The 18,747-nt window shown below is 72.6% G+C and carries 17 protein-coding genes and 1 riboswitch; of the genes, 13 read left to right on the plus strand and 4 right to left on the minus strand.

Features of this window, described 5'->3' with window-relative positions:
• The first annotated feature begins 18 nt into the window (after window positions 1–18).
• On the plus strand, window positions 19–1,176 hold the full coding sequence (locus OOK31_RS29340) for an ROK family transcriptional regulator (RefSeq protein WP_267090376.1): 1,158 nt from the start codon (window positions 19–21) through the stop codon (window positions 1,174–1,176).
• Between the two features lie 88 nt (window positions 1,177–1,264).
• Here OOK31_RS29340 and OOK31_RS29345 read toward each other — a convergent pair whose 3' ends face one another.
• Window positions 1,265–3,634, minus strand: a complete 2,370-nt coding sequence (locus tag OOK31_RS29345) for a chitinase C-terminal domain-containing protein (protein ID WP_267090377.1) — start codon at window positions 3,632–3,634, stop codon at window positions 1,265–1,267.
• 314 nt (window positions 3,635–3,948) lie between these two features.
• Window positions 3,949–4,078, plus strand: a riboswitch (FMN riboswitch).
• A gap of 219 nt (window positions 4,079–4,297) precedes the next feature.
• On the opposite strand from OOK31_RS29345, the gene ribD reads away from it, so the two are divergent.
• From ribD to OOK31_RS29395, 10 genes are all read left to right on the plus strand, one after another.
• Entirely contained in the window at window positions 4,298–5,368 is a 1,071-nt protein-coding gene (gene ribD, locus OOK31_RS29350) for a bifunctional diaminohydroxyphosphoribosylaminopyrimidine deaminase/5-amino-6-(5-phosphoribosylamino)uracil reductase RibD (protein WP_267090460.1), read from the plus strand.
• Window positions 5,369–5,992: a riboflavin synthase gene (locus tag OOK31_RS29355; RefSeq protein ID WP_267090378.1), complete on the plus strand. Its 624-nt coding sequence runs from the start codon at window positions 5,369–5,371 to the stop codon at window positions 5,990–5,992. It begins immediately after the preceding gene.
• Window positions 5,989–6,642 carry a nicotinamide mononucleotide transporter family protein gene (locus OOK31_RS29360; protein WP_267090379.1) on the plus strand — a complete coding sequence of 218 codons (654 nt, stop codon included), beginning with the start codon at window positions 5,989–5,991 and terminating at the stop codon, window positions 6,640–6,642. Before OOK31_RS29355 ends, OOK31_RS29360 begins: the two co-directional genes overlap by 4 nt.
• Window positions 6,639–7,940, plus strand: a complete 1,302-nt coding sequence (locus OOK31_RS29365; protein WP_267090380.1) for a bifunctional 3,4-dihydroxy-2-butanone-4-phosphate synthase/GTP cyclohydrolase II — start codon at window positions 6,639–6,641, stop codon at window positions 7,938–7,940. Before OOK31_RS29360 ends, OOK31_RS29365 begins: the two co-directional genes overlap by 4 nt.
• A gap of 57 nt (window positions 7,941–7,997) precedes the next feature.
• Window positions 7,998–8,483, plus strand: coding sequence for a 6,7-dimethyl-8-ribityllumazine synthase (gene ribH, locus OOK31_RS29370; protein ID WP_267090381.1), 486 nt, complete (start codon window positions 7,998–8,000; stop codon window positions 8,481–8,483).
• 35 nt (window positions 8,484–8,518) lie between these two features.
• Window positions 8,519–8,800, plus strand: a complete 282-nt coding sequence (locus tag OOK31_RS29375) for a phosphoribosyl-ATP diphosphatase (protein WP_267090382.1) — start codon at window positions 8,519–8,521, stop codon at window positions 8,798–8,800.
• A 69-nt stretch (window positions 8,801–8,869) separates the two neighbouring features.
• On the plus strand, window positions 8,870–9,718 hold the full coding sequence (gene hisG, locus OOK31_RS29380; protein WP_267090383.1) for an ATP phosphoribosyltransferase: 849 nt from the start codon (window positions 8,870–8,872) through the stop codon (window positions 9,716–9,718).
• A 55-nt stretch (window positions 9,719–9,773) separates the two neighbouring features.
• Window positions 9,774–10,238: a PH domain-containing protein gene (locus OOK31_RS29385; protein ID WP_267090384.1), complete on the plus strand. Its 465-nt coding sequence runs from the start codon at window positions 9,774–9,776 to the stop codon at window positions 10,236–10,238.
• 198 nt (window positions 10,239–10,436) lie between these two features.
• Window positions 10,437–11,825: a hemolysin family protein gene (locus OOK31_RS29390; protein WP_267090385.1), complete on the plus strand. Its 1,389-nt coding sequence runs from the start codon at window positions 10,437–10,439 to the stop codon at window positions 11,823–11,825.
• A complete protein-coding gene (locus tag OOK31_RS29395; protein WP_267090386.1) occupies window positions 11,822–12,865 on the plus strand; it encodes a hemolysin family protein in 1,044 nt (347 codons plus the stop codon). The genes OOK31_RS29390 and OOK31_RS29395 overlap by 4 nt, the downstream gene beginning before the upstream one ends.
• A gap of 27 nt (window positions 12,866–12,892) precedes the next feature.
• On the opposite strand, the gene OOK31_RS29400 is transcribed toward OOK31_RS29395, so the two are convergent.
• Window positions 12,893–14,854, minus strand: a complete 1,962-nt coding sequence (locus tag OOK31_RS29400; RefSeq protein ID WP_267090387.1) for an AAA family ATPase — start codon at window positions 14,852–14,854, stop codon at window positions 12,893–12,895.
• 377 nt (window positions 14,855–15,231) lie between these two features.
• On the minus strand, window positions 15,232–15,849 hold the full coding sequence (locus tag OOK31_RS29405) for a uridine kinase (protein ID WP_267090461.1): 618 nt from the start codon (window positions 15,847–15,849) through the stop codon (window positions 15,232–15,234).
• Between the two features lie 151 nt (window positions 15,850–16,000).
• Here OOK31_RS29405 and OOK31_RS29410 point away from each other — a divergent pair, with 151 nt between their 5' ends.
• On the plus strand, window positions 16,001–17,383 hold the full coding sequence (locus tag OOK31_RS29410; protein ID WP_267090388.1) for a peptidase C39 family protein: 1,383 nt from the start codon (window positions 16,001–16,003) through the stop codon (window positions 17,381–17,383).
• 91 nt (window positions 17,384–17,474) lie between these two features.
• On the opposite strand, the gene OOK31_RS29415 is transcribed toward OOK31_RS29410, so the two are convergent.
• Window positions 17,475–18,134: a DUF4360 domain-containing protein gene (locus OOK31_RS29415; protein ID WP_267090389.1), complete on the minus strand. Its 660-nt coding sequence runs from the start codon at window positions 18,132–18,134 to the stop codon at window positions 17,475–17,477.
• A gap of 170 nt (window positions 18,135–18,304) precedes the next feature.
• Between OOK31_RS29415 and OOK31_RS29420 the strand changes: the two genes are divergently transcribed.
• Window positions 18,305–18,733 carry an SPW repeat protein gene (locus tag OOK31_RS29420; protein WP_267090390.1) on the plus strand — a complete coding sequence of 143 codons (429 nt, stop codon included), beginning with the start codon at window positions 18,305–18,307 and terminating at the stop codon, window positions 18,731–18,733.
• Window positions 18,734–18,747 lie beyond the last annotated feature (14 nt).

The following is an 18,747-nucleotide window of genomic DNA, read 5'->3' on the forward strand; positions in this document are numbered from 1 at the left end:
GGGATTCGACTGCCTAGGATGGGCGCCGTGACCCCAGCCCTCACCCCCGTACCGTCCCCCGCCTCACCGAGCACGGCGCGCGCCCTCAACGACCGCCTGGCCCTGCGACTCCTCCAGGAGGACGGACCGCTGACGGCCACTCAGCTCAAGGCCGGGACGGGACTCTCCCGCCCCTCGGTCGCCGACCTCGTGGACCGGCTCACCGGAGCCGGGCTGATCGAGGTCGTCGGCGAGTCCGGCGAACAGCGCCGCGGTCCCAACGCCAAGCTCTACGGGATCGTCGCCCGGCGGGCCCACCTCGCGGCCCTCGACGTACGCACGGACAGCGTCACCGCCGTCGTCACCGACCTCCTCGGCCGGCCCCTGGCCGAGGCCGCCCTGCCCGCCGGAGCCCCCGACGAGGCCGTCGCGGCCCTGCTGCGCGCCGCCCGCGGGGCCGGAGCCGGCGCACTGCACACCGTCGTCGTCGGCGCCCCCGGCCTGGTCGCCCCCGCCACCGGCGAACTGCGCGACACCACCGGCCTGCCGTCCTGGCACCGGGACCTCGTCGCGGCGCTCCAGCGGAGCCTGAGCGCCGTGGTGGTCGTCGAGAACGAGACCAATCTGGCCGCCCTCGCGGAACAGCGCCTCGGCGCGGCCCGCGACCTGGACTCCTTCGTGCTGCTGTGGCTCGGCGCCGGGGTCGGCGCGGCCGTCGTCCTGGAGGGGCGGCTGCGCCGGGGCGCCTCCGGCGGGGCGGGCGAGATCGGCTTCCTCCCCGTGCCCGGGACCGGCGGGCTGCCCTCCGCCACCGACTGCGGGGGCGGGTTCCACGCCCTGGCCGGCCGGGACGCCGTGACGGAGCTGGCGCGCGGGCACGGCTTCACGGGCCCGGTGGAGGAGGCCGTCGCCGGGGCCGCCGACGAGGCGTTCCTCGACGCCCTGGCCGAGCGCCTGGCCCTGGGCGCGGCGGCGGTCGCTGCGGTCCTGGACCCGGGCTGCGTGGTCCTCGCGGGCGAACTGGGCCACGCCGGCGGTCCCGCCCTGGCGGCCCGGGTGGCCCGCCGGCTGAGCACGCTGACCCCGGTCCCCACCGAGGTCCGGGCCACCACCCTGGGCAGCCCGGCCGTCCTGGAGGGGGCCCGCCTGGCCGCCCGCGAAGCCGCCCAGGCCCAGCTGTTCGGCGGCTCCGCCTGATCCGCGCCCACCGCGTACGCCCTGCCGCGCGCGAGGACCCGGTGGCCGCCGGGCCACCGGGTCCTCGTGTCAGTTCACCCGCCGCCGGTCAGCAGGCGCCCTGGTCCTTCCAGACGCCCCAGTCACCGGTGGTGCCGGGCTCCTCGTTCTGCGTCCACCACTGGGCCTTCCAGGTGTGGCCCTTGTGCGAGACCACGTTCCCGGTGTTGTAGACCGTGCCCGCCACGTACGCCGGTCCGGTGCAGGTCCCGCCCGGAGGCGTGGTCGGCGGCGTCGTCGGGGGAGTGGTGGGCGGCGTGGTGGGGGGAGTGGTCGGCGGGGTCGTCGGGGGCTGGGTGGCGCCCGGCTCGACCGGCGTGGTGCCGCGCGCCAGGTCGCCGGCGAGGGCGTAGGCGGTGCCGGAGATGTTCACCGTCCAGTTGGAGGGCGTGGAGACCGGCAGGTAGTAGTTGAAGGCCAGGTCGACCGAGGCGCCCGGGGCCAGCGTCTGCCAGGCCGGGAGCTTCAGGGAGACCCGGTGGAAGTCGCCCTTCAGACCGCCGACGTTGCTGCCGGTGTGGTCGCTGCTGATCACCTTGGTGCCGAAGCCGGACTGGTCCGAGGCGTTGGGCGGGGCCGAGGTGCCGTAGTCGAACTGGAACTCGGTGCCGCCGGGCAGCGTGGTCTTCGTGTTGTTGGTGATCTTGAGCTTCGGGGTGATCGGGTAGTTGGAGTCGCCCAGCTTGAACTCGCCGAACTCCGTCTTGATGTCCACGGCCTTCGTCGGCAGCGTCGCGTTGGACTTCTTCGCGCCGTACGGGGTGGCCGCCTTGAACTTGTCGTACATCAGCGTGGTGAGCGTGTCGCCCATCTCGTACTGGCCCTTGGCGGCGTTCCAGGAGTAGTCGCCGGCCATCTCCCAGACCATGGTGCCGCCGATGCCGCGGCTGGCCACGTAGTCGGCCTTGGCCGCCACCGACTGCTCGTCCTCGGTGGAGAGGAAGACCTTCTTCTGCGCGTTCCACAGCCACGGCGCGACCAGGTTCGCGTCGTACTTGCGGACGTAGGTGCCGGTCAGGGTGGTGTTCGCGGGGAAGCCGTACTTGGTGACGTAGTCGCCGACGATCCCCTTCTCCAGGTTCTTGGCGTGCCACATCGGGTTCGAGCCGGCGGGCGACTCGACGCCGTTGGCGTCCTTGTCGTGCCACAGGTTGTCGATGCCGACGGCGCCGTCACCGCACTTGGTCAGGCCCGCGCCGGCCGGGCAGGTGGTCGCGGCAGCCTTGCCCCACAGGCCGTCGGTGCCGCCCTGGACGTTCTTGAAGCCGCGGGTGTAGTAGGGCAGGCCGATGTTGATGCGGCCGGCCGGCATGGAGCCGCGGAAGTAGTGGTAGGCCCAGTCGGTGTTGAGGTACCCGATGTTGCCGTACTGGGAGCTGCCGTAGACGTTGGCGGCGGCCAGCTCGGCGTCCTTGCCGTCGTCGAAGAGCGAGGCGTTGGGGCCGACGTACTCGTTCCAGGCGCCGTGCAGGTCGTAGGACATGATGTTGACGTAGTCCAGGTACTTCTGCATCTGGAACGTCTCCATGCCGCGCAGCAGGTAGCCGGAGGAGGGCGCGGCGACGGTCAGCATGTAGTGCTTGCCGTCGGCGGCGCCGGCCCGGTCGAGCTTCTCGCGCAGGGACTTCATCAAGGCGGCGTAGCCCTGCACCAGGCCCGCGCGGCGGGCGTTGGAGAGCTGCCAGTCCAGCGGGTTGCCCGCGTCCTTCATGGTGGTCGGGTACTCGTAGTCGATGTCGACGCCGTTGAACCCGTACTTGCGGATGAACTCGACGGAGGAGTCCGCGAAGGTGTCGATGCCCGCCTGGTTCACGGAGCCGTCGGCGTTGGTGGCCATCGAGTAGAAGCCGCCCGAGGCGACGCGGTTGCCGTCGTCCCCGAAGTAGCCGCCGGTCTCCGCCCAGCCGCCCACCGAGATGAGCGTCTTGACGTCCGGGTACTGCTTCTTGAATTTGTTCAGCAGGTTGAAGTGGCCCTTGTACGGGAGGGCCGGGTCCATCTCCGCGCCCGCCACGCCCGGCCAGGTCATCCCGGTGGCGGCGTTGTTCACGTTGTCCGAGCCGACCGAGATCTTGTTGTCGGAGCCGACGTGCGCGAAGGCGTAGTTCAGGTGGGTGACCTTGGACCACGGGATGTTGTTGGCGAGGTAGGCGGGGCTGCCGTCCTTGCCGGTGCGCCAGCCCGTGAAGTAGCCGATGACGCGGCGCTGGTGGTCCGCGCCCATCTTCTCGCGGCCTTCGGAGTCGTAGACGGAGCAGTACGGGACGTCCACTCCGGCCGTCTTGTACAGGCCGTCGGGGCGACAGCTCTCGTTGTCGGCGGCGTGCGAGACGCCCGCGGAGAGCCCGCCGACCAGCAGTCCGGCGATGGTGACGCCGGATGCCAGGAGCATCGCTCTCGTGCGTGTGGGGGACGGCATGGTGCCTCCTGGGGAGGGGAGGATGGCAGGACACGGTGTGCAGGCAACAGGCAGGAACGTGGCGCTGATTGGCCCGTGACGTGCGCACGTCGGCAGGGCCGGCTCCCGGGGAAGATGAAGGGAACGTTAAGAGGACTAGACCAACCCGTCAATAGGTCTGGACCAACGCTCGGGCCGGAGTGCGGGCGCGGTGCGGGCCGCGCGCGGGTGGCGCGATAGGAACGCTCGAGAACGGCTGCTTTGTGACCCAGGCCACAGCGCTTCACCCGCATGGCCGCCGAACGCCCGTGGCACACTGGCCGTAGTACCAGTAGCAGCGCACTCCGGGGTCGGTGTAATTCCGAACCGGCGGTATAGTCCGCGACCCGTCCGCATCCAGCGGCCGGTTGACCAGGTGAAATTCCTGGACCGACGGTTAAAGTCCGGATGGGAGGCAGTGCGCGGCGGGCCAGTCACCGGTACGCCGCCGTCGGCGGTCCATCCGCGTATCCCCCAAGGGACACGTCTCGGAAGGACCGGGTTCCCGGCCCCGGCGTCCCCGCGTGTGCTCACCCGCTTCATCTGTCGTATCCCGACAGGCCCCGGAGTCCGTGCCCGATGAGGCAGGAGGACCCGGTGGCGACACACGCCGCGCACGCAGCACCCGACACGGACGCCATCGCCATGCGCCGGGCCGTCGAGCTCGCCGCCCGCGGACTCGGCTCGACCAGCCCCAACCCCGTCGTCGGCTGCGTGATCACCGACCCGGCGGGCACCGTCGTCGGCGAGGGCTGGCACCAGCGCGCCGGCGGCCCCCACGCCGAGGTCCACGCCCTCGCCGCGGCAGGCGACGCCGCCCGCGGAGGCACCGCCTACGTCACCCTCGAACCCTGCAACCACACCGGCCGTACGGGCCCCTGTGCCCAGGCCCTCACCGCCGCCGGGATCAGCCGGGTCGTCTACGCCGTCTCCGACCCGAACCCGCAGGCCAGCGGCGGCGGCGCCACCCTGCGGGCCGCCGGGGTCACCGTCGGCTCCGGGCTCCTCGAAGCCGAGGCCGCCGCGGGCAACGCCGCCTGGCTCACCTCCGTACGCCTCGGCCGCCCCCACGTCACCTGGAAGTACGCCGCCACCCTCGACGGCCGCAGCGCCGCCGCCGACGGCAGCAGCCGCTGGATCACCTCCGCCGAGTCCCGCGCCGACGTCCACCGCCTGCGCGCCGAGAGCGACGCCGTCCTCGTCGGCGGCGGAACCCTGCGCGCCGACGACCCGCACCTCGCCGTCCGCGGCGTGGACGGGGCCACCCAGCCCCTGCGGATCGCCCTCGACGCGCGCGCCGGGACCCAGCCCACCGCCCGGATCCTCGACGACGCCGCGCCCACCCTGCTCGTCGTCGGCGAGGACGCCGACACCCGCCACCTGCCCGGCGTCGAGCTGCTGCGCATGCCCCTGCACGACGGCCGCGTCGGCATCCCCGAGCTGCTGGAACGCCTCTACGCCCGCGGCGTCCGCGCCCTGTTCCTGGAAGGCGGGCCCACCCTGGCCGGAGCCTTCCTCGAAGCCGGGGCCGTGGACCGGGTCGTCGGCTACCTCGCCCCGGCACTCCTCGGCGCGGGCCCCGCCGCCCTCGCCGACGCCGGGGTCGAGAACATCTCCGACGCGCTGCGCCTCGACATCACCGAGGCCGTCCGCGTCGGCCCCGATCTCCGCATCACCGCAGTTCCCACCGTCCACACATCCCCCAAGGAGACGTGAGTGTTCACCGGAATCGTCGAAGAACTGGGCGAGGTCACCGCCGTCGAGCAGCTCGCCGAAGCCTCCCGCTTCCGCCTGCGCGGCCCCGTCGTGACCGAAGACGCCAAGCACGGCGACTCGATCGCCGTCAACGGCGTCTGCCTGACCGTCGTGGAGACCGCCGACGGCGAGTTCACCGCCGACGTCATGCAGGAGACGCTCAACCGCTCCAGCCTCGGCGCCCTGACCGCGGGCTCCCGGGTCAACCTGGAACGCCCCATGGCCCTCGGCGGACGCCTCGGCGGCCACCTGGTCCAGGGACACGTGGACGGCACCGGCGAGATCCTCTCCCGGACCCCCTCCGAGCACTGGGAGATCGTCAGGATCGCCCTCCCGGAGAACCTGTCAAGGTACGTCGTAGAGAAGGGCTCTATCACTGTTGACGGCGTCAGCCTCACCGTGGTCGAGGCCGCCGCCGACTGGTTCTCCGTGAGCCTGATCCCCACCACCCTGGCCCTGACCACGCTCGGCATCAAGCAGAGCGGCGACCCGGTCAACCTGGAGGTGGACGTCCTCGCCAAGTACGTCGAGCGCCTGCTGACCGCCGGCGTCAACCCGCTGAACTCCGAAGGAGCCGCACAGTGAGCGCCCTGACCTGGCTGAACACCGAGGCCTTCGCGGTCTTCGGCCAGAAGGTCATCTGGTCCGACATGATCGGCAACCTGATGGGCCTGGCCGCCCTCGCCCTCGGCTGGCGCCGCTCCATATGGACCTGGCCCGCCCAGCTCGTCTCCGGCCTGATCCTCGTCGCCGCCTACGCCTCCGCCCACCTCGCGGGCGGCGTCGGCAAGCAGCTCCTCGTCATCTCCGTCGCGGTCTGGGGCTGGCGCGCCTGGCAGCTCGGCCGGCAGAAGGCCCAGGACGGCTCCATCGCCGTACGCACGGCCAGCTGGAAGGAGCGCGGCCTGCTCCTCGCCGGAGCGGCGGCCGGCACCCTCGCCGTCGGCGGGCTGTTCACCCTCTTCCCGAACCTGTCGTGGAGCCCGTGGGCCGACGCCTACATCTTCGTCGGCACGATCGTGGCGATGGTGGCCCAGGCCCGGGGCCTCGTCGAGTTCTGGTTCGCCTGGCTCCTCGTCGACCTCGTCGGCGTCCCCCTCGCCTTCAACAGCGGCCTGGCCTTCTCCGGCCTCGTCTACGTCGTCTACTTCGCCCTCGTCCTGTGGGGCGCCTACGACTGGTACCAGCGCTCGCGCACCACCCCCGCCCCGGCCCTCGAAGGAGCAACGGCATGACCCCCCTCACGCCCGTGCCGGACGTTCCCGGATCCGGCTTCCAGGAGATCTTCCGGCTCGACCCCGTCGAGCAGGCCATCCGCGACATCGCGGCCGGCCGCCCCGTCGTCGTCGTCGACGACGAGGACCGGGAGAACGAGGGCGACCTCGTCATCGCGGCCGAGAAGGCCACCCCCGAGATCATCGCGTTCATGATGAGCGAGTGCCGCGGCCTGATCTGCGCCCCCATGGAGGGCCCCGAGCTGGAGCGCCTCGAGCTCCCGCAGATGGTCCAGCGCAACACCGAGTCGATGCAGACCGCCTTCACCGTCTCCGTCGACGCGAGCGCCGCCCACGGGGTCACCACCGGCATCTCCGCCGCCGACCGCGCCACCACCCTGCGCCTGCTGGCCGGCGGGGCCTCCGAGGCGGGCGACTTCGTCCGCCCCGGGCACGTCTTCCCGCTGCGCGCCAAGGAAGGCGGCGTACTCGTCCGCAACGGCCACACCGAGGCCGCCGTCGACCTCGCCCGCCTGGCCGGCCTGCGCCCCGCCGGAGCCATCGTGGAGATCGCCGGCGAGGACGGCGTCATGCTGCGCCTGCCCGAGCTGATCCCCTTCGCCCGCAAGCACGGCCTGACGATCATCTCCATCGAGGACCTGATCGCCTACCGCCGCTCCGCCGAGCCCACCGTCCGCCGCGAGGCCGAGGTCAGCCTCCCGACCGCCTTCGGCGAGTTCACGGCGTACGGCTTCCGCTCCACCGTCGACGGCGTCGAGCACGTCGCCCTCGTCCACGGCGAGGTCGGCGACGGCGAGGACGTCCTCGTCCGGATGCACTCCGAGTGCCTGACCGGAGACATCTTCCAGTCCCAGCGCTGCGACTGCGGCCCCCAGCTCCACGCCTCCATGGCCCGCATCCAGGCCGAAGGCCGCGGCGTGGTCGTCTACCTGCGCGGCCACGAGGGCCGCGGCATCGGCCTGCTGTCCAAGCTGCGCGCCTACGAGCTCCAGGAACGCGGCCGCGACACCCTGGACGCCAACCTGGAACTCGGCCTGCCCGCCGACGCCCGCGACTACGGGGCCGGCGCCCAGATCCTCGCCGACCTCGGCGTCCACAGCGTCCGGCTGATGACCAACAACCCCGAGAAGTCCGCCGCCCTCGTCCGCCACGGCATCATCGTGGCCGGCCGCGAGCCCATGCCCGTGGAGGCCGGCGAACACAACCTGCGGTACCTGCGCACCAAGCGCGACCGCATGGGCCACGACCTGCCCTGGCTGGAGGGTCCCGTGACCACCTCCGCCTGCGGCAACCAATAACCACGACATACACCCGTACACCCGTACACCCACCACGAAGCACCGAGGAGCAGAGCTGTGAGCGGCAAGGGCGCACCCGAACTGAGCGTGAAGAACTGCGGAGACCTCCGGGTGGCCGTGATCGCGGCCCAGTGGCACGAGAAGGTCATGGACGGACTGGTCGACGGCGCCCTGCGCGCCCTGCACGAGCTGGGCATCGACGAGCCCACCGTGCTCCGGGTCCCCGGCAGCTTCGAGCTCCCGGTCGTGGCGAAGGTACTCGCCGGTCGCGGTTACGATGCCATCGTCGCCCTCGGAGTGGTCATCCGCGGCGGCACCCCGCACTTCGAGTACGTGTGCCAGGGCGTCACCCAAGGCCTGGTGCAGGTCTCGATCGACACCGGAGTCCCCGTCGGCTTCGGCGTCCTCACCTGCGACACCGACGAGCAGGCGCTGGACCGCGCCGGACTCGAAGGGTCGAACGAGGACAAGGGGCACGAAGCGGTCACCGCCGCCGTCTCCACCGCCATGACCCTGCGGACCGTCAGCGAACCCTGGCGCTGAGTGGCGTAGGGAAACCCCGTATTCTGAGGACCATCATGGCGAACAAACCCTCCAAGAGCTTCGAAGACCTCTTCACCGAGCTCCAGCTCAAGGCCGCCAACGGCGACCCCAGCACCTCCCGCACCGCCGAGCTCGTCCACAAGGGCGTCCATGCCATCGGCAAGAAGGTCGTCGAGGAGGCCGCCGAGGTCTGGATGGCCGCCGAGTACGAGGGCAAGGAAGCCGCCGCCGAGGAGATCTCCCAGCTGCTCTACCACGTCCAGGTGATGATGGTGGCGCGCGGGATCACCCTCGACGACGTCTACGCGCACCTCTAGGCCGGAGCTCCTCCCCACGGGCGCCCCCGCCCGCACACCCTTACGCCTCTACGCACCGAAGGAAGCACCATGCTGCGCATCGCCGTCCCGAACAAGGGTTCACTCTCCGGACCGGCGTCGGCGATGCTCCATGAGGCCGGCTACCGCCAGCGCAAGGAGTCCAAGGAACTCGTCACGGTCGACCCCGACAACGAGGTCGAGTTCTTCTACCTCCGCCCGAAGGACATCGCGATCTACGTCGCCTCGGGCAAGCTCGACATCGGCATCACCGGCCGTGACCTGCTGCTGGACTCCGGGGCCAACGCCGAGGAGATCCTGCCGCTGAACTTCGGCCGGTCCACCTTCCGCTACGCCACCAAGCCCGGCACCGCGAAGGGCCCCGAGGACTTCGGCGGCATGACGATCGCGACCTCGTACGAGGGGATCGTCGGCAAGCACCTCGCCGACCTCGGCATCGACGCCGCCGTCGTCCACCTCGACGGCGCCGTCGAGACCGCCATCGAGCTCGGCGTCGCGCAGATCATCGCCGACGTCGTCGAGACCGGCACCAGCCTGCGCAACGCCGGCCTGGAGGTCATCGGCGAGCCGATCCTGACCTCCGAGGCCGTGGTCATCCGCGGCAACGGCGCCGGCGCCGAGAACGCGCAGGCCCAGCAGTTCCTGCGCCGCCTCCAGGGCGTCCTGGTCGCCCGCAGCTACGTGATGATGGACTACGACTGCCGCGCCGAGCACCTGGAGCGCGCGGTCGCCCTCACCCCGGGCCTGGAATCGCCGACGATCTCCCCGCTGCACAACGAGGGCTGGGTCGCCGTCCGCGCGATGGTCCCCGCCAAGGAAGCCCAGCGGATCATGGACGACCTGTACGAGCTCGGCGCGCGCGCGATCCTCACCACCTCGATCCACGCCTGCCGTCTCTGACCCCGTACGCAGTCACCGGCCCCGTACGCCACCTCAAGAAGGCATCACCAGCACCATGAGCCAGCCCGACGCACAGCCCGCCCCGCCCGCCCTGCCGGTCACCTTCCGGCCGACCCGCACCCGGGCGGTGCTGCTGAGCGTCGGGCTCGCCATGTTCGCCACCATCACGGCGATCGCCCTGATGCTGGAGAACCTCAGCCCCGGCGAGCGGGTCAGCTTCGTCTTCACCGCCGCCCTGATGGCCTCCGTCCTCGTCCTGCTCAGCCGCCCCAAGGTGGTCGCCGACGAGGCCGGGGTCACCGTGGTCAACCTGACCACCACCCGCCGGCTGGAGTGGGCGCAGATCCTGCGCGTCAACCTCCGCCCGGGCGACCCCTGGGTGTTCCTCGACCTGAGCGACGGCACCAGCCTGCCCGCCCTCGGCATCCAGCCCGGCGTGGCCCGCGCCCAGGCGATCGGCGACGCCCGCGCCCTGCGCACGCTCGCGGAGATCAGGGGAACCGGCGCGAACGACCACTGAGCCCGCCCGGACTCGTCGCTGCGTCCCATTGCGGCCGCGATCCCAGTGACTACCCTGGTGGCGGGGCGCGAGCGCGCCCTCCCACCCGCCCCGGGACCCCGTGGCCCGTGGGCACCTGCGACCAGAGGAGTGACTCCCTCCAGCAATGGACGGATCGTCCGGTAGTACCCGCGCCGCCCTCCCCATGGAGGCGGCGGCATGACCATCCCGCTACTCCTGCTCCTGGCGGCCTTCGCCCTGATCCTGGCCAACGGTTTCTTCGTGGCAGCCGAATTCGGCCTCGTCACGGTGGAGAGACCCGAGGCCGAACGTGCGGCCGCCGAGGGCGACCGCCGCGCCCGCACCGTCGTCGAGGCCCTGCGCGAGCTGTCCTTCCAGCTCTCCGGCACCCAGCTCGGCATCACCATCACCTCCCTCGTCGTCGGCATGCTGGCCGAACCGGCCCTCGCCGCCCTGCTGTCCGGGCCGCTCGCCGCGACCGGCCTGCCCCGGGGAGCCGTCCCCGGCGTCGCCGTGGTCATCGGCATGCTGCTCGCCTCCGCCGTCCAGATGGTCGTCGGCGAGCTCGTCCCGAAGAACTGGGCCATCTCCCGGCCGCTCCAGGTGGCCCGCTTCGTCGCCGGCCCGCAGCAGACCTTCTCCCGGGCCTTCCGGCCCGTCATCGCCGCGCTCAACGCCGTCGCGAACCGTCTCGTACGGGCGCTCGGCGTGGAGCCCACCGACGAGATGGCCTCCGCCCGCACCCCCGGCGAACTGGTCTCCCTGGTCCGCCATTCGGCCCAGGCCGGCGCCCTCGAACAGGACACCGCCGACCTCTTCGTGCGGACCCTCTCGCTCGGCGACCTCACCGCCCAGCACGTCATGACCCCCCGGGTGAAGGTCAGCGCCCTCCAGCACACCGCCACCGCGGCCGACGTGCTGAACCTGACCCGCGCCACCGGCCTGTCCCGCTTCCCGGTCTACCGCGAGCGCATCGACGAGATCACCGGCGTCGTCCACCTCAAGGACGCCCTCGCCGTGCCCGAGCCCGAGCGCGCCCGCACCAGCGTCAGCCGGATCTGCGTCGCCCCGCTGCTGGTGCCCGGCTCCCTGCCGGTGCAGCCGCTGCTGGAACGGCTGCGCAGCGAACAGCCCATGGCCGTCGTGGTCGACGAGTACGGAGGCACCGCCGGGGTCGTCACCCTGGAGGACATCGTGGAGGAACTCGTCGGCGAGGTCCGCGACGAGCACGACCTCGCCGAGGACGACAGCCCCGAGCTGGCCTCCGTACCGGCCGAGGACGGCCGACCCTCCTGGGAGGCCGACGGCAGCTGCCGCGTGCACACCCTGCGCCGGATAGGCCTGGAGGTGCCCGAGGGCCCCTACGAGACCGTCGCCGGCCTCGTCGCCGACCTCCTGGGCCGTATCCCCGCCCCCGGGGACCGCGCCGAACTCCCCGGCTGGAAGCTCTCCGTCCGCCAGGTCGGCCGCTACCGCGCCGAACGGGTCCGGCTGGTCCGCACGACCCCCGACCCGGCGGGCGAACCCGTCAGGCCGCACACCGTCCCGGCCGCCCCGGCCGGCGCCCTGGAGGCGGTCTCCCGGTGAACGCCCTCCAACTGCTCTTCGCCCTGCTCCTGGTCCTGGCCAACGGCTTCTTCGTCGGCGCCGAGTTCGCGCTCGTCTCCGTACGCCGCAGCCAGATCGAGCCCCTGGCCGCCGGCTCCAAGCGGGCCCGCCAGGTGCTCCACGGCCTGGAGAACCTGCCCCGCATGATGGCCGCCGCCCAGTTCGGCATCACCATGTGCTCGCTCACCCTCGGCGCGGTCGCCGAGCCCACCGTCGCCCGGCTGCTGGAGCCCCTCTTCCACGCCGCGCACGTCCCCGAGGGCCTGATCCACCCCCTCGGCTACGCCTTCGCGCTCGCCACCGTGGTCGTCCTGCACCTGGTCATCGGCGAGATGGTCCCCAAGAACCTCGCCATGGCCGCCCCCGAGCGGACCGCCCTGTGGTTCAGCCCCGGACTGGTCGCCTTCGCCCGCGTCTGCGGACCGGTGACGGCCGCGCTCGGAGCCTGCGCCGCGCTCGTGCTCCGCCTGTTCAAGGTGGAGCCCAAGGACGAGGTCGAGGCCGTCTACACCAGCGCCCAGCTCGGGCGGCTCGTCGAGGACTCCCGGCAGGCCGGGCTCCTCGAACCGGTCGAGCAGGAACGCCTGGAGGACGCCCTGGAACTGGGCAGCCGCCCCGTCACCGACGTCCTGCTGTCCCCGGGCCGGCTCGTCACCGTCGGCCCCGCCGTCACGCCCCGGCAGATCGAGCAGCTGACGGTGCGCACCGGCTACTCCCGCTTCCCGGTCCGCGCCGACACCGGGGCCTTCATGGGCTACCTCCACGTCAAGGACGTCCTGGACCTGGAGGACCGGGAGCGGGCCGTGCCGCAGCGGGTCTGGCGCAGGATGACCACCCTGTGCTCCACGCTCCCGCTGGACGACGCCCTCAGCGTCATGCGCCGCGACGCCACCCACCTGGCCCAGGTCGCCGACCCGGCCGGCCGGGTCCTGGGCCTGGTCGCCCTGGAGGACGTCCTGGAGATGCTGGTCGGCGAGGTCCGCGACCCCGCACACCGCGTCCCGGCGGCCCGCCGCTAGCGCGGTCCGAGCCGTGGCTCTGCGGGGCTACGGCTCGGACCGTCCCGGCCCCGCCGGGCCCCGGCCCGACAGGACCTCCCCGTACGCCTGCATCAGGTCCGCCAGCCGCAGCGTCGCGAGGTCCTCCCGCGACGGCTCCCCGGCGAAGCCCGCCAGCCGCAGGTCCCGGTACGCGCAGCTCTTCTCGTACAGCGTCCGCAGGAACCGCCCGTTGCCCAGCTCGTCGATCCAGCCCTGCTCGACGACGTGCCCGCTGATGCTCCGCAGCTCCTCCGTCGCCTCCTCGTCCCAGTGGTCGCCGTTCGCGTCCGCCAGCACCCCGCCGATCGCCGTCAGCTCCACCGGCCGGTAGCTCGGGAAGTCCACCCGCGTCGTGAACCGCGAGGACAGCCCCGGATTGGCGGCCAGCAGCCGGTCCATGCCCGCCGGATAGCCCGCGAGGATCACCACCAGGTGGTCCCGGTTGTCCTCGGCCCGCTTCAGCAGCACCTGCAGGGCCTCGTCCCCGTACGCGTCGCCCTTGCTGTAGCCGGAGTTGGAGAGGCTGTACGCCTCGTCCACGAACAGCACCCCGCCGATCGCGGAATCGATCAGCTCGTTCGCCTTCACCGCGGTCTGCCCGAGGAACTCGCCGACCAGATCGGCGCGTTGGGCCTCGACCAGATGGTCGCCGCCGAGCAGCCCCAGCGCGTAGAACACCCGGCCCAGGATCCGGGCCACCGTGGTCTTCCCGGTGCCCGACGGGCCCGAGAAGACGAAGTGGCGTTTCGGCGGCTGCACCGGAAGCCCCTGCGCCGCGCGCAGCCGGGCCATGTGCAGCTGCGCCGACAGGGCCTTCACCTGCCGTTTGACCGGCTCCAGGCCCACCATCCGCTCCAGCTCCGCGAGCGCCTCGGCCAGCGCCTGCGGATCGGCCGGCCCGGCGGGCAGCCCCGCCGGGGCGCCCTGCGGGGGGACGGACACCTTGTGCCGTACGCCCTCCAGCCGGCCCGTGCCCGAGGGCGGGCCGAAGCGGGGGTCCGGCGGCTCCCCGGGCGTCGGCGGATCGGCGTCCACCTGCCCGTCCGCCGCGATGTCCTGGCCGGGGCCGGGGCCGCCCCCGCCGCCCAGGGCCACCGCCGTGAAGTCCCCGCCGGCCGGGGACAGCCCGTGCCCGGCGAAGCCCTCGGCGAAGTGCCCGCCGTACCCGGCGTGCCCGGCCAGGTCGGCCATCCCGTCGCCGTCGTCGCTGTCCTCGATGGCCGTCAGCCGGGCGGCCGTGTCCATGAACGCCGGGTCCACCCGGTGCACCGCCCGGTACAGCGGCAGCGCCGCCGCGCTGCGCCCGGTGCCCTCGCGGGCCCGCGCCAGCCAGTACCGCAGCTCCTTGCGCTGCGGCTGCTCGCTCCGGCAGCGCATCAGCGCCGCCGACAGCATCGGCTCCGCCTGCCCGTACATCTCCAGCCGGACCCGCGCCATCCCGCCGAACAGGCCCGCCTCGATGCCGAGCAGCGGATCGTCGACCAGCGGCTCGGTGTGCCGTACGAGCTGCTCCCAGTCCTTGACCAGGTAGGCGCGGCAGGCGTGCAGGAAGCGCACCTGCGGATCGGCGTCCACCGGGGGGAGCGCGGCGAGGGCCTGGTCCAGCTCGGGGACGTGCCGGCCGTCCAGCCAGTGAGAGGCGTGCGCCAGCAGCAGGTCCCGCCGGCTCTCCAGCACCGGCTGCACCCACCAGCCCAGCCAGTACCAGGAGTTGAGCGTACGTCGATGCCGGGTCCGCTGTTCCCCGAAGCGGTCCCGGTGGGCGTACATGCGCAATAACGCGTTCGTGGTGTCCACGCGCAGCGCGTGCAGTCCCAGCCAGGCGTCGGCCATGGCGGGATCGAGCCTGACGGCCGCCCGGAACTCCTCCTCCGCCTGCGGGTAGGCGCCCATGGTGCAGGCGTCCACCCCGCGCAGCCAGGCGAGTTCGGCCGGGGCGTGTGCGCTGCCCGGCATGCCGAAGTCCATCACATCCCCCACAAGCCTGCCCCGTGGTGCGCGGCAACCCCCGCGCGGCACACGCGAGTTGTCCGCCCCGCCGATGAAATCAGGGCTGCATCGTACCTGCGGGGACGCACCTTACCCAGGGTGCGGTGGGTGCGGGTCGGGTGCGCTGTCCGGTGCGCAGGGTAACTCAGGGTGAGGGAGGGTGGGTGGGCCGACCCGCGTGCTGCCCGGCCGGCAGCGGCCCGGGGGCAGAACGAAGCCCCCGATCACGGGGGAACGACCGGGGGCTTCGCGTCCGCTGCGGCCTTTGCGGGCCGCGCATTCAGAACGTACGGCCGTTCCCGGGCCCGGGTCAAGCGGCTCGGAGCAGGCCTCTGCGGCCGGGTTGGTGAGGCCGCTCAGGCCTGGGGGAGCCCGTCACTTTCGGTGACGGAAGCGGGGGTTCCCGAGGTCCCAGCCGTCCCGGAAGTCCACTCGTATCCCGTACCACTCTGGCGTACCAGAGTGTCCGCGAAGGGGCGTGAAGGGTCGTCCGAGAAGTGCGCGAGTTCCGCGCGCTCCCATCCGTCCCAGAAGTCGGAAAGTTCGCGCCCGTCCCGGTTTCTCCCACGCCCCCAGGACGTGGAGCGAGGGGTCTCCATCCACAGCAGGTGCGCCAGGTGCGGACGCAGCGACCGCCGGCCGGCCCCGACCCCCTCGACGAGGAGCACGGGCGCCGGCTCCAGCACCCGCTCCGGGCCGAAGCGGCGCTCCACCCAGTCGTACGGGGCCCAGTGCGCGGCCCGGCCCGCCGCCAGCGGCTCCAGCACCTGGGCGCGCAGCCGCCCCCACCAGCCGAAGAGCTCCTCGTGCGAGGCCACGTCGTCCAGGTGCAGCACCGGAGCGTCCCCCAGCGCCCGCGCGAGACGCCCCGCGAAGGTGCTCTTCCCGGACCCGGCGTGTCCGTCGACGCCGATCACCCGTACGGGTCCCAGCGAGGGCGGCAGGGCGGCGAGTTCCCGGGCGAGCGACTCCAGTGACTGCTGTGCTTCCACCCGGTCAGCGTACGTCCGGCCGCGCCGTCACCCCGACACGGCCGCCCGGCTTTGCCCCGCCGCGGCGGGGAACTGGAAGGGTGGACGAGCCGCTCCACGGCACCGACCGCACCGACCCCTGGGGGCCACGCCGATGACCGCACCCACACCCCGCCGCGCCCTCCTGGCCGTCGCCCTCGCGGCCGCCACCGCCGCCACCGTGCCCGGCGGGCGGGCCTCCGCCGGCACCGGCCGGAGCCCGGCGCCCGGCTCCGGCGGCGGTGGCGCCGCCACCGGGCCGACCGTCGACAACCGGTTCTGGTACACCTACGCCCACTGGCAGGCCGGCACCCACCGGGGCACCACCGCCGTCGGGGGCGTCCGCCCCGGACTGGAGATCGCGACCCCGGCCGGCCGCACCACCTACACCGACCCGCACACCGGGAAGGCCTCCACCTGGGAGTACGCCACCTGGACCTCCCCGGTGCACCCCTCGGCCGTCCCCGCCACCGAGGCCATCGCCTCCTGGAACGCCGCCACCCCGCCCGGCACCTGGATCCAGACCGAACTGCGCGGCACCTACACCGACGGCAGCGCCACCCCCTGGTACGTGATGGGCCGCTGGGCCTCCGGGGACGGCGACATCCGCCGCACCTCCGTCGACGGCCAGAGCGACGGCCGCAGCACCGTCTGGACCGACACCCTGGCCGTCGACGGCCAGGCCGCGTCCAGCGGCCTGCGGATCGGGGCCTGGCAGCTGCGCCTGACCCTGTACCGCGCACCCGGCGCGAGCGGGGGCCCCACGGTCCGGCTGGCCGGAGCGATGGCCTCCGCCGTCCCGGACCGGTTCACCGTCCCCGCCTCCGCCCCCTCGGGCACGCCCCACGAGCTGAAGGTCCCGCGCTACTCCCAGGAGATCCACGCCGGCCAGTACCCGCAGTACGACAACGGCGGCGAGGCCTGGTGCAGCCCCACCTCCTCGCAGATGATCATCGAGTTCTGGGGCCGGAAGCCCAGCGCCGCCTCCCTCGCCTGGGTGGACCGGGGCTACGCGGACCCCCAGGTCTGCCACGCCGCCCGCGCCACCTACGACGCCGCCTACAAGGGCTGCGGCAACTGGCCCTTCAACGCCGCCTACGCCGCCACCTACCCCGGGCTCGCCGGGGTCGTCACCCGGCTGACCTCCCTCACCGAACTGGAGACCCTCGTACGGGCCGGGATCCCGGCCATCACCTCCCAGTCCTTCCGTCCCGGGGAGCTCGCCGGCGCGGGCTACGGCACGGCCGGCCACCTGATGACCGTGATCGGCTTCACCGCCGCCGGGGACGTGATCGCCAACGACCCCAACTCGGCCGACAACGCGTCCGTCCGCCGCGTCTACCGGCGGCGGGAGTTCGAGAACATCTGGCTGCGGACCAAGCGCCTGAACGCCGACGGGAAGACCGTCTCCGGCAGCGGCGGCGTCTGCTACCTCTACGCCCCGGAGCGGCCGGGCGCGGCCCGGATCGCGGCGCTCACGGCGGTCGGCGTGCTCTGAGGCAACGGCATCCGAGGCACGGCACTGAGGCACGGCAGAGGGGCTGCCGGGCGGCCTGTCCGCCCGGCAGCCCCTCTGCGGGAGGCCGCGCTCAGCGCTTCGGGCACACCTTCCACGAGAAGTGGTACTTGGTGTTGATGCTGCCGTCGGAGGAGTCCATGGCGACGAAGCTGGTGGTGTTGGCCGTGTCGGAGGTGCCGGCGTTCACCACGAGCTCGGTGTTGATGTTGAGGTTGCGCTGCGCGCCGCAGGGCGAGAAGACGAGGGCCTCGATGCCCACGGTGTCCGAGGCCTGCCAGTCGCCCTGGAGGTGGCCGCTGAGCGAGTGGGACCGGCGGGCCGTGTCGGACATGCCCTGGAAGTAGTAGCTGGCCTTCTGGGTGGCGCTGGCGCCCTCCGCGAGGCTGGCGAAGCCCCGGTAGTCGGCCTGGGTGACGGCGTAGGTGTAGCCCTGGGGGACGTGCACGTTCAGGCCGAGCTGGCAGTTCTTGCGGAAGTCGGTCGCCTTGGCGTCCTTGCCGACCTGGGCGAGGTACTCGCTGTAGGTGATGGTGAAGGCCGTGTTGTCGGGGGAGACGGCGACGCTGGCGCTGCCCGGGCGGCAGCCCGAGCCGTTGACCTGGACCACGTCGATGGTGATCTTCTCGGGCGGTGCGGCGGCCGGGGAGCCGGGCGCCGCACCCGCGGACGTCGTGAGGGTGGCGGCGGCGAGCGCCGCGGCGGCGCCGGCGAGGGAAAGCGTTCTGATCATGGTGGTCCTTCCGATCACTGCTGTGCCTGATCGGCTCGAACCGTTCCACACCCCTCGCCCCGGGACCCGTAGGCGCCGCCGTGGAGAAATGCCCGCTGGTCCGGATGGCTTAACGGGCGGAATATGGGCATAAAGGGCGTATAAGGCTTGTCAGAGGAAGGCAGCCCACCATGACCACCCATCCGAGCATCGAACACCACCCGGACCTCGCCGAGATGCGCACTCGGTTCGAGCGGGTGACGAGTACTCCCGCCGCGCAGACCGTGGAGGCACTCGCCCTGATCACGGGCCTGTACCTGGCGGCTTCGCCGTGGATCGCCGGGTTCAGCACCCTGGGCCCGCTCGCCATCAACAACGTCATCGCCGGCCTGGCCTTCTGTCTGTGCATGGGCGGGCTGGGATCGGCGTACGAGCGCACCCACGCGATGGCCTGGACGGCGGTCGCCATCGGTGCCTGGACGATCGTCGCCCCCTGGGCCATCGCCGGTGAGATGGACACCACCCGAAGCATCGTCAGCAACGTCATCACCGGCGCGGTCGCCCTGTGCCTCGGCCTGGCCATGGCGGCCATGGCGGGACGCGAGAACCGCACCACCTGACCGGCGCCGCCGCG

It is taken from the genome of Streptomyces sp. NBC_00249 (assembly GCF_026342355.1).
Lineage (GTDB): Bacteria > Actinomycetota > Actinomycetes > Streptomycetales > Streptomycetaceae > Streptomyces.

Coding starts and splice junctions, on each gene's coding strand:
- OOK31_RS29385 (WP_267090384.1), top strand. CDS start 9,774: ATGAGCCAGCCCGACGCACAGCCCGCCCCGCCCGCCCTGCCGGTCACC.
- OOK31_RS29415 (WP_267090389.1), bottom strand. CDS start 18,134: ATGATCAGAACGCTTTCCCTCGCCGGCGCCGCCGCGGCGCTCGCCGCC.
- hisG (WP_267090383.1), top strand. CDS start 8,870: ATGCTGCGCATCGCCGTCCCGAACAAGGGTTCACTCTCCGGACCGGCG.
- OOK31_RS29345 (WP_267090377.1), bottom strand. CDS start 3,634: ATGCCGTCCCCCACACGCACGAGAGCGATGCTCCTGGCATCCGGCGTC.
- OOK31_RS29340 (WP_267090376.1), top strand. CDS start 19: ATGGGCGCCGTGACCCCAGCCCTCACCCCCGTACCGTCCCCCGCCTCA.
- OOK31_RS29420 (WP_267090390.1), top strand. CDS start 18,305: ATGACCACCCATCCGAGCATCGAACACCACCCGGACCTCGCCGAGATG.
- OOK31_RS29390 (WP_267090385.1), top strand. CDS start 10,437: ATGACCATCCCGCTACTCCTGCTCCTGGCGGCCTTCGCCCTGATCCTG.
- OOK31_RS29365 (WP_267090380.1), top strand. CDS start 6,639: ATGACCCCCCTCACGCCCGTGCCGGACGTTCCCGGATCCGGCTTCCAG.
- OOK31_RS29375 (WP_267090382.1), top strand. CDS start 8,519: ATGGCGAACAAACCCTCCAAGAGCTTCGAAGACCTCTTCACCGAGCTC.
- ribD (WP_267090460.1), top strand. CDS start 4,298: ATGCGCCGGGCCGTCGAGCTCGCCGCCCGCGGACTCGGCTCGACCAGC.
- OOK31_RS29410 (WP_267090388.1), top strand. CDS start 16,001: ATGACCGCACCCACACCCCGCCGCGCCCTCCTGGCCGTCGCCCTCGCG.
- OOK31_RS29400 (WP_267090387.1), bottom strand. CDS start 14,854: ATGGACTTCGGCATGCCGGGCAGCGCACACGCCCCGGCCGAACTCGCC.